Origin of the sequence: Pseudomonas sp. 43(2021), from assembly GCF_017490805.1 — a bacterium.
Lineage (GTDB): Bacteria > Pseudomonadota > Gammaproteobacteria > Pseudomonadales > Pseudomonadaceae > Aquipseudomonas.
Genome location: NZ_JAFGYJ010000013.1, coordinates 143257 through 152597 on the forward strand (window position 1 = coordinate 143257; position 9341 = coordinate 152597).

10 protein-coding genes are annotated in these 9341 nt (G+C 64.8%); 2 read left to right on the forward strand and 8 right to left on the reverse strand.

Translation table 11 applies throughout. From position 1 onward, the window contains the following. Positions 1 to 3 precede the first annotated feature (3 nt). A complete protein-coding gene (locus J5M71_RS13745; RefSeq protein WP_207832835.1) occupies positions 4 to 1668 on the forward strand; it encodes a ShlB/FhaC/HecB family hemolysin secretion/activation protein in 1665 nt (554 codons plus the stop codon). 118 nt (positions 1669 to 1786) lie between these two features. On the opposite strand, the gene J5M71_RS13750 is transcribed toward J5M71_RS13745, so the two are convergent. The 8 genes from J5M71_RS13750 to J5M71_RS13785 form a co-directional block, all read right to left on the reverse strand. Further along, positions 1787 to 2563: a response regulator transcription factor gene (locus J5M71_RS13750; RefSeq protein WP_207832836.1), complete on the reverse strand. Its 777-nt coding sequence runs from the start codon at positions 2561 to 2563 to the stop codon at positions 1787 to 1789. 120 nt (positions 2564 to 2683) lie between these two features. Next, positions 2684 to 3154 (reverse strand): A24 family peptidase, encoded by a 471-nt coding sequence (locus tag J5M71_RS13755; protein ID WP_063911110.1) that lies wholly within the window; start codon positions 3152 to 3154, stop codon positions 2684 to 2686. A gap of 279 nt (positions 3155 to 3433) precedes the next feature. Beyond that, complete coding sequence (locus J5M71_RS13760; RefSeq protein WP_207832838.1) at positions 3434 to 4003, reverse strand: DUF4136 domain-containing protein; 570 nt, start codon at positions 4001 to 4003, stop codon at positions 3434 to 3436. 19 nt (positions 4004 to 4022) lie between these two features. Continuing rightward, on the reverse strand, positions 4023 to 4658 hold the full coding sequence (locus tag J5M71_RS13765; RefSeq protein WP_207832841.1) for a DUF4136 domain-containing protein: 636 nt from the start codon (positions 4656 to 4658) through the stop codon (positions 4023 to 4025). A gap of 21 nt (positions 4659 to 4679) precedes the next feature. After that, on the reverse strand, positions 4680 to 5429 hold the full coding sequence (locus J5M71_RS13770) for a methyltransferase domain-containing protein (RefSeq protein ID WP_100413275.1): 750 nt from the start codon (positions 5427 to 5429) through the stop codon (positions 4680 to 4682). Continuing rightward, the gene (locus J5M71_RS13775) at positions 5426 to 5731 is read right to left on the reverse strand and encodes a MazG-like family protein (protein WP_063911113.1); all 306 of its coding nucleotides are present in this window, start codon (positions 5729 to 5731) and stop codon (positions 5426 to 5428) included. Before J5M71_RS13775 ends, J5M71_RS13770 begins: the two co-directional genes overlap by 4 nt. 56 nt (positions 5732 to 5787) lie before the next feature. Then, positions 5788 to 6639, reverse strand: a complete 852-nt coding sequence (locus tag J5M71_RS13780) for a MaoC/PaaZ C-terminal domain-containing protein (RefSeq protein ID WP_207832843.1) — start codon at positions 6637 to 6639, stop codon at positions 5788 to 5790. A gap of 2 nt (positions 6640 to 6641) precedes the next feature. Beyond that, complete coding sequence (locus J5M71_RS13785; RefSeq protein WP_207832845.1) at positions 6642 to 7994, reverse strand: 3-oxoacyl-ACP reductase; 1353 nt, start codon at positions 7992 to 7994, stop codon at positions 6642 to 6644. Positions 7995 to 8112: 118 nt separating this feature from the next. Here J5M71_RS13785 and J5M71_RS13790 point away from each other — a divergent pair. Next, the coding region (locus J5M71_RS13790) for an acetyl-CoA C-acetyltransferase (RefSeq protein WP_207832847.1) at positions 8113 to 9341 on the forward strand (1229 nt) is incomplete at its 3' end.

Consider the following 9341-nt stretch of genomic DNA (forward strand, 5'->3'; position numbering starts at 1 on the left):
CCTATGCGTCCTCTGGCCGTGCCCCTGTTGTTGCTGCCTTGGGCGCTTGCGGCCCATGCCGAACCTTTGCCGGGTTTTCTCGACAGCCATGAGTGCGAACGTCGCCTGCCCGGCGCCAACCTGCCGATAGATGCCTACCGCCCGGTCAGCGCTCACCTGCAGCTGGGCGTGGCGGATGGCGACAGCCCCGCGTGGGCGCCTGCGAATACCCCGTTGGTGCTGCATAAAGTGCGCTTCGAAGGCGGCACGGTGTTCCCCTTGAGCGACCTGCGCGAACACTATCAGCCGCTGATCGGGCGTCAGACCACGTTGGGCGAACTGCAGCAATACACCGCGCGCCTGACCCAGCGCTATCGGCAGGAAGGCTACCTGTTGTCGTACGCCTACCTGCCGCCGCAGGAGGTGGCCGATGGCCGGGTCAATGTGGTGCTGGTCGAAGGCTATATCCGTGATTACCGCGTGGATGGCGATATTGGCCCGGCCAGTACCTATCTGCACCAGTTGCTGGAGCGGCTTGCCGCCGAGCGACCGCTGACCCGGGAAACGCTGGAGCGCTACCTGGGCCTGGCCGAGCGCCTGCCGGGGGTGACGATAGAGCCGCAGCTGGCGGTGGCGCAAACCGCTGATGGCGCCGCTCGGTTGACCGTGCATGCGCGGCGCAAGCCGTTCAGCGCTGCGGTTACCGTGGTCGATGGCAACCGCGACGACGCGCAGGCGCTGTTGACGGCAACCAGCCACGCCCAGACCCGCTTTGCCGAACAGATCGAGGCCAGCCTGTTGCTGCCACCGGGGGATGACCAGGTGCATTACCAGCGTCTGGCCTACAGCCAGTATCTGGACGCGGGCGGCAGCCAGTTGCTGCTGTCGGCTTCGCGCTACCGCAGCGAACCCGGCACGCGTATTCGTCTGGATGATGGCCGCGACATCACCCGCAAGCGCGACAGCGACCGCTATGCGATCGGCCTGCGCCAGCCGGTGATCGTCAGGCCGGATGAATGGATGGTGGTGCAGGGGCAGGTGTATTCGGTCAGTGAGCACTTCGAAGACCGGGTGGACGGGTTGCCATTGGCCCGGGACTACGACACCTATGTGCGTGCGCTGTCATTCGAGGGCGACTGGCGCAAGGTGGAAGCGGGGCGTTTGCGTATCGCCAGTGTCGGGGTCTATCAGGGGCTGGATTACCTGGGGGCGCGCAGCGACGCCGGCTACGATCTGGATTTTCTGCGGTTGCGGCTTTCAGGGTTGCAGAGTGATGCGTTGCTCGACAGCTGGCAGGGAGTGGTGTCCGGGGCGTTGTACTGGAGTGATGACCGCTTGCCCGACAGCGAGCGTGCGGGGTTTGGCGGGCAGAACTTCGGCCGTGGCTACCCGCGTGACCAGGCGGACGGGGACAAGGGCTGGGGTGTGGCTTACGAGTTGAACTTCAGCGTTCGTGATAGCTGGCTGGCGCTGGTGCAGCCCTATGTGGTGTTGGATACGGCGCAGGCCTGGCACAACCGCGGGCCGGTGGAGGACGCCCATCTGGCCTCGGCGGCGCTTGGTGTGCGGTTGGGCGATGGGCGCTTGTTCAATGTGGCGCTGGAGGTGGCCAAGCCTCTGGCGGATGTGGCATTGGATAGCCTGGACCGTAGGCCGCGGCTGACTCTGACTTTTGGCGTTCAGTTGTAAGGGGGCGCTGTGGGCGCGGGCATGCCCGCGAAGAGTCCAACGCGGTGCACGGCACCGGCTGTGCCGGTGTTCGCGGGCGCGCCCGCTCCCACAGGTGTCGTGATTGGCTGCAAGGCACTCAATGGGTGGTAAATCGCTGATGCATCGGCGAAGAGCTGGGCGTCAGCGCCAGTGCCAGCTGGGTGCGGTTGTGCATGTGGGTCAGGCGCAGCACCTGCGACACATACAGTTTCACGGTGTTCTCGGTAATGCCCAGCTCACAGGCGATCTGGTAGTTGGTCTTGCCCTTGCTCACCAGGCGCGCCACTTCCAGCTGGCGTGGCGACAGCTTCTCGAACGCCGCTGGCAGCTCGCTTTCGCTTTCTTCCACATCTGTGGCACGCCGGTGAGTACCTTGGCCCCGGGCTCTTTCCAGATCCTGGTAGAGCTCGTCAACCGACTCGGCCAGTTCCTGCAGGCGCTGATTCAATCCGCCAAGGTCGCGGAAGTTGCGCTGGCGCTCCAGCAACGCCTCTTCCTGCCGACGTACGCCTTCCAGCAGTTCATCGAGGTCCATCGGTTTCTGGTAGTAGTCGGCAAAGCCTTCGCGTAACGCGCGGATCACGTCCTGTTTCTCGGCACGCCCAGTCAACATGATGGCTTCGAACATGCGCTGGCTGCGGTCGACCCCTTTCAAGGCTCGCACCAGTTCGATGCCATCTCGTTCCGGCATATGCAGGTCACAGATGAGCAGGCCGATGGCCGGGTCTGCCGCATAGCGCTCGATGGCTTCGTCAGTTGAATGGGCTGGTACGCAGACATAGCCCTTGGTTTCGAGGAATTCACACAGTTGTTCGACAATGACCGGTTGGTCATCTACCACTAGAATCTTCAATTCACTCACTGGTCTGGTCACGATCCACTCCCTGTTCGTATACGGCCCTGCTCCCGGGGCCAGACGCTCTGGCAGCTTAAAAATAGCCGCACCACGCGAATATGTACAAGGTATGTACAAGGCATCGGACCACAGGCAAATTCATTGGATCCAGACAGCTGTCAAAAGAAAGCCGGTCAGCACATAGGGGACAAAGGCCTGCTTGTCGCCCATTTCCTCGGTCAGGGCCTGCAAACGTTTTTTCACCTTTGGGTTGAGCAAGGTCCACAGACGCCGGCGGGTGAGCAGCCACAGCAGCACGCTGACACCGGCGCCAATAAAGGTACCAAGCACGTATTGCGGGCTGGTGGCCAAGGCCAGTGCGCCCATCAGCTTGACGTCATCGGCACCGAAACGTCCAAGCATGTAGCCGGGCAGGGTCAGTAACATGACGATGGCCAGCGCCCAGCCGGCATCGCTGGCATCGGCGCCGATCCAGCTGTGGCCGGTGGCGAACAGCCAGACCAGGGCGCAGGTAGCCACGCCAAGGGTGAGCATGTTGGATATCTGGCGTTGACGCACGTCCTGTTCGGAGCACAAGGCAAGCCACATCAGGAGAACAATGCTTTGCATTGGCAGGTCGTCCTTCCCAAATGTTGAACACATCTACCCGGTCAGTCAGGTTTCCTTAAGTGAAGATAGACGGGAACCTGCGGGGGAGTGGGGTGGAAAGGCAAAAAGGCGTGGCCGGGACGGATTTTGTCGCTGCTGAAACAGGCCTCGCAGGCGACCCTTGTGGGAGCGGGTTCACCCGCGAACACCGGCAAGGCCGGTGCCATGCACCGCGTCGTTCTCTTCGCGGGTGAACCCGCTCCCACAGGGACTGTGGCGCATGCATAAACGCGTTGGGGGTTACTTCCTGCTGCCCGGCGGGTAGTTGGCCAATACCTTGGTCACGGTGTTGTGGATTGCGCTGTTGCGTTCCTCGGGGCTCGGCGGGTAGTTGTTCATGATCTGCTCGGCACTGCCGCGCCACACCAGCTTGCTGTCATGCCCATCGAACAGGTCGATCTGGATGGTGGCGACCTTGTAGTCGACGCTGCGGGTTTCGTTGTACATCGGGCCACCCCAGTAACCGCCCCAGTAGCCCCCCCAGCCACCGCCGTAGTGGGTGGTGATCTGTTGCTGACGCTGCTCGACGATCAGGTAGGCGCGCACTGTCAGGTCGGGCCGCGCACCACCTTGTACCGGGCGCAGGCCGCGCTGGTCGAGTTGGTCGGCGACCGCCTGGCGAATGCGCTGCTCGGTCAGGTCGCTCTTGATTCGCGGGTCGTCCGGGCGGTACTGCAGCCCCGGCTCCTGCCATGCCCAGCTGCGGTAGGCGGCAAAATCACGGCTGGCATCGAAATCCTGCTGGACGTTATTGCTGGAGCAGGCGGCGAGCAATAACGCGAATGACAGTAGAAGGAGACGGCGCAACATGATGGTTCTCCGTTAGATATCAACTGGGAGGATAGCCGCTGAGCGCCTTGTGCACGGAATCGCGCAAGGCACTTTCGCGTTCACGCGGCGAGTCCTTGTCGCTGCCGCTTTCGGCGCTGGCACTCCATACCGGCTGGCCGCTGCGGGCGTCGTACAGGTCGATACGCACCACCATCACCTGCACCTCGTAGGTGCGCACGACGGGCACGCTGGCATAGGCCCCATAGCCATGGCGGTAGCCGCCATAGCCGACCCCCCCGTAGGGGTACGGGCCGTAGTAGGGGTCGTAGGCATCGTAGTCACGTACCTGGCGCAAGCGCTTTTCCAGGCGTATGTCGGCGCTGACCAGCAAGTCGCCGGGGCTGCCCCGGGCGGGGCGCAGGCCGTGTTGGTCGAGCGCGCCGCTGACGGCATCGGCCAGTTGCGCCGGGTCGGTATCGACCGAGCCGCTGGGCAACTGGCCATTGCGCCAGCTCCAGCTGCGATAGTGGCCGTAATCACGGGTGGGTGCCGGATAGGCACTGGCATCGAAGGTAGTGGCCGCCTGGGCAGGGGCCGGTGGCAACGGGCGGCTGCTGGCCACATACGGGTTGCTGCCCTGGCAGCCAGCCAGGGCAAGCGGCAGCACGGCCAGGCACAACAGACGGTACGGCATGTATTCCTCCCGGCGGGTGGTTCAGCGAGGGCGGCAGACCCAGTGCAGGTAGCGGCCGAGCCCGGCGAAGCTGGGGTGGCGACGGTAGGCCAGTTCCATTTCCAGCAGGTCGAGCAGCTCGGCCTTGCCCTGGAATTCCTTGGGCATGTAGTCGTGGAACACCCGCACGCCACTTTCGCTTTCAACCTGCCACATAGGCTCAAGTTGCGCCCTGAGTTCGCGTGGATCAAGCGGTTTTTGTGGGGTCAGGCTCTGCTTTTCACCTTCCAGCCGATTGCTGCGCAACTTGCGGAAATGGCCCTTGAGCAGGTTGCGATAGACCAGTGCGTCGCGGTTGTAGAAGGCCAGGGACAGCCACCCGGAGGGGGCGGTGAGCTGGTGCAGCACTGGCAGGATGCTTTCGGGCTCGGCCAGCCATTCAAGGACGGCGTGGCATAGCACCAGGTCGTAGGGTTCGGTCAGCTGGCCGAGCAGGTCCTGCCAGGGGGCCTGGATGAAGGTGGCCGGTTGGCCGGCTTCGGCAAAGCGCGCCCGTGCGCCGTCGAGCATCGGCGCGGCGGGTTCGGCCAGGGTCAGCTGGTGGCCGCGCTGGGCCAGCCACAAGGCCATGTGGCCCAACCCGGCACCGATGTCGAGGATGCGCAGCGGGCGGTCGGGCAGGGCTTCGGCCAGGTCGGCCTGCAACACGGCCAGGCGGATCGCGCCCTTGGCACCGCCGTAGATCTTCTCGGCAAAGCGGGTGGCGAGCTCATCGAAGTGACGGTCGTTCATCGGGCGAAGCGCCTCTCGCTGTCGGCCAGCTTGGCCCGCACCACCTGGTCCATGTCCAGGCCCAGCTCGCTGCACAGCAGCAACAGGTACAGCACCACATCGCCGATTTCCTGGCCGGCGTGGGCCAGCTGGTCGGCGGGCAACTGGCGCGATTGGTCCTCGCTCAGCCACTGGAAGATTTCCACCAGCTCGGCCATTTCGACGCTGGCGGCCATGGCCAGGTTCTTCGGGCTGTGGAAGCCGCGCCAGTCGTTGTTGTCGCGGATCTGGTGCAGGCGTTGGGTGAGTTCTTGCAGGTTCATCGGGGGTCTCCTAATGCTGCATAGCTTCTGCGCAGGCCCGATGCAAAGCAAGGGGCCTAAAGCCGAGCCCAGCGCCCGACCATATGCAGCACCCCTCCATGCCCATCCAGCCGCAGCTCACCCGCAGCCCCCGCCTCACTGGCACCTAGCACCACCTCCGACGGCAACCGCACCGGTTTGCGGAAATCCACCTCGAAGGCATAGCCACTGTGCGGCAGGTGCCCGCGCAGTGCTGCCAGGGCCATGGCCTTGCTCCACATGCCATGGGCAATGGCCGTGGGGAAGCCGAACAGCCGAGCACTGGCGGCGCTGAGGTGGATCGGGTTGTAGTCCCCGCAGACCTTGGCATAACGCCGGCCGATATCCTTGTCGGCGTACCAGCGGCTCGCCTCTGGTAATGCTTGTGGCTCGTCCTCGGCAGGTTCGCCTGCCTCGCTTTCCAGCTTCAGCCCGCGCACCAGCATACGGCTGGTCTCGCGCCAGATCAGGCCGATGCCGTCTTCGGCTTCGGTAACCAGGTCGAAGGTGCCGCCCTTGGCATGTGCTTGCAGATTGGCCGCATACACCGCAAAGCGCAGCCCTTCGATACCGCCCAGTGGGCGCACCACTTCGATGCGGTTGTGCAGGTGCACCAGGCCGAGCAGCGGGAAGGGGAAGTCTGGCGCGGTCATCAATTGCAACTGCAGCGTGAATGCCATGACATGGGGATAAGTCCCCGGTAGCCGGCCATCGTCGGTGAAGTGGCACAACCGTCGATAGGCGGCCAGGTTGCCCGGCTGGACGCGGATGAAACAGCGCAGGCCGTCGTCCGGCAGATGAGCGCCGCTGATGGTGCGCTTGCTGACCGCGCGCAGGTACAGGTTGGCGCGCGAAGCCGGGCTGTGCAGGTCGTGCCAGTGTCGGCTCATGTTCAAGCCCCCATCAAGGCCTGGCCGCATACCCGCAGCACCTGGCCGTTGACTGCCCCGGAGCCCGGCTGGCTGAGCCAGGCGATGGCTTCGGCGACATCCTGCGGGCGGCCGCCCTGGCCCAGCGAACTCAAGCGTCGCCCGGCCTCGCGCAGGCCCATGGGCATGGCGGCGGTCATGTGGGTTTCGATGAAACCGGGGGCCACGGCATTGATGCTGCCGCCGCGCTCGGCGAGCCGGGGCGCCCACGCCTGGGCCAGGCCGATCAGCCCGGCCTTGCTCGCGGCATAGTTGGCCTGCCCGCGGTTGCCGGCGATGCCGCTGACCGAGGCCAGCAGCGTGATGCGCGCGTTTTCACCCAGGGCGCCGTTGTCGTACAGCGCCTGGGTCAGCAGCTGCGGTGCCTTGAGGTTGACCGCCAGCACCGCGTCCCAGTATTCCGGGGTCATGTTGGCCAGGGTCTTGTCACGAGTGATGCCGGCGTTGTGCACCACGATGTCGATGCCGTCGGGCAGGGCCGCGAGCAGTTGCGTTGCCGCGTCGCTGGCGCAGATGTCCAGGGGCAGCGCCTTGCCGCCCAGGCGCGCGGCCAGGGCATCGAGGTCCTGGCTGGCCTGCGGTACATCGAGCAGCAGTACGTCGGCGCCGTCCCGCGCCAGGGTTTCGGCTATGGCGGCACCAATGCCGCGCGCGGCGCCCGTCACCAGGGCGCGGCGGCCAGCCAGAGGCCGTGTCCAGTCCTTGACCTGGCTGGCGCAGGCTTGCAGGCGTAGCACCTGGCCGGAGATGAAGGCGCTTTTGGGCGAGAGGAAGAAGCGCAGGGCGCCTTCCAGCTGGTCTTCCGCGCCGGGGCCGACATATAGCAACTGCGCGGTCGCACCGTTGCGCAGTTCCTTGGCCAGCGAGCGGCCGAAGCCTTCCAGGGCCCGTTGGGCGATACTGGCCAACGGGTTGTCGAGGCTTTCTGGCGCACGGCCCAGCAGCACCACATGGGCGCACGGCGCCAGGCTGCGCAGCAGTGGCTGGAAAAATTCGCGCAACTGCTTCAACGCGTCGCTGTCGGACAGGTGACTGGCATCGAATACCACGGCCTTGATCTTCGGTCCCAGGCCAGCTACCCATGCCTCGGCCTTGAGGTTGTCGGTATTGAAGCTGTAAAGGGTGTCGGTCAGGCACGGGGCAATGGCTTCGACCTGGCTCGCCAGTGCCCCGCCACCCAGTACCAGAGCACCTTCGACCGGGCGCAGGCGGCCTGTCTGCCAGCGCTCCAGCGGCGCCGGGCGTGGCAGGCCAAGGGCATCCACAAGACGGCGGCCGAGGTTGGAGTTGGCAAAGCCGAGGTAGCGATCGCTCATGAGTGGGTCTCCCGGAAGGCAAGCTTGAAAGTGTGGACCAACTTTGTGGCAAGGTCGTTCGAATGCGGTAAAAACACCTAGGCTGTACGGATCAAATTGTTTCAGGAGGAACAAGCGCATGCGTTCACTTCGCCGGGTCGCGATCCTGGGCGGCAACCGAATTCCCTTCGCCCGCTCCAATGGTGCCTATGCCACGGCCAGCAACCAGGCGATGCTCACTGTCGCCCTTGAAGGGCTGGTCGAACGCTACCGCTTGCATGGGTTGCGCATGGGGGAGGTGGTGGCCGGTACGGTGCTCAAGCACTCGCGTGACATGAACCTGACCCGTGAGTGCGTGTTAGGCTCGCGTCTGTCGCCGCAGACGCCGGCCTATGACATCCAGCAAGCCTGCGGCACCGGGCTGGAGGCGGCGCTGCTGGTGGCCAACAAGATTGCCCTGGGGCAGATCGACTGTGGCATTGCCGGCGGCGTGGACACCACCTCCGATGCGCCGATTGCGGTCAACGAAGGCCTGCGCCACATCCTGCTGCAAGCCAACCGTGGCAAAAGCCTGGGCGAGCGGCTCAAGCCGTTCCTCAAGCTGCGCCCCCACCACCTGAAACCCGAATTGCCGCGTAACGGTGAACCGCGCACCGGGATGTCGATGGGCGAGCATTGCGAACGCATGGCCCAGGCCTGGCGCATTGGCCGTGCCGAACAGGACGAGTTGGCGCTGCTCAGCCACCAGGCGCTGGCTGCCGCGTACGCCGAAGGTTGGCAGGATGACCTGCTGACGCCGTTTCTGTCGTTGACCCGTGATAACAACCTGCGCCCCGACCTGAACCTGGAGCAACTGGCCCGGCTCAAGCCGGCCTTCGATCGCAGCGGGCAGGGCACGCTGACGGCGGGCAATTCCACACCGCTGACCGATGGCGCTTCGCTGGTGTTGCTGGGCAGCGAGGAATGGGCCGAGCAGCAGGGGCTGCCGGTGCTGGCGTATCTGGTCGATGGCGAAACCGCTGCGGTGGATTTCGTTACGGGACGCGAAGGGCTATTGATGGCGCCAGTGTATGCGGTGCCGCGGCTGCTGGCGCGCAATGGCCTGACGCTGCAGGACTTTGACTATTACGAGATTCACGAAGCCTTTGCTGCCCAGGTGCTATGCACGCTCAAGGCCTGGGAAGATGCCGATTATTGCCGCGAACGGTTGGGGCTGGATGCGCCACTCGGGGCGATCGACCGCAGCAAGCTCAACGTCAAGGGCAGTTCGCTGGCGGCCGGGCACCCGTTTGCCGCCACCGGGGGGCGGATATTGGCCAACCTGGCCAAGTTGCTGGCGAGGGCGGGGAAGGGGCGAGGGCTGATTTC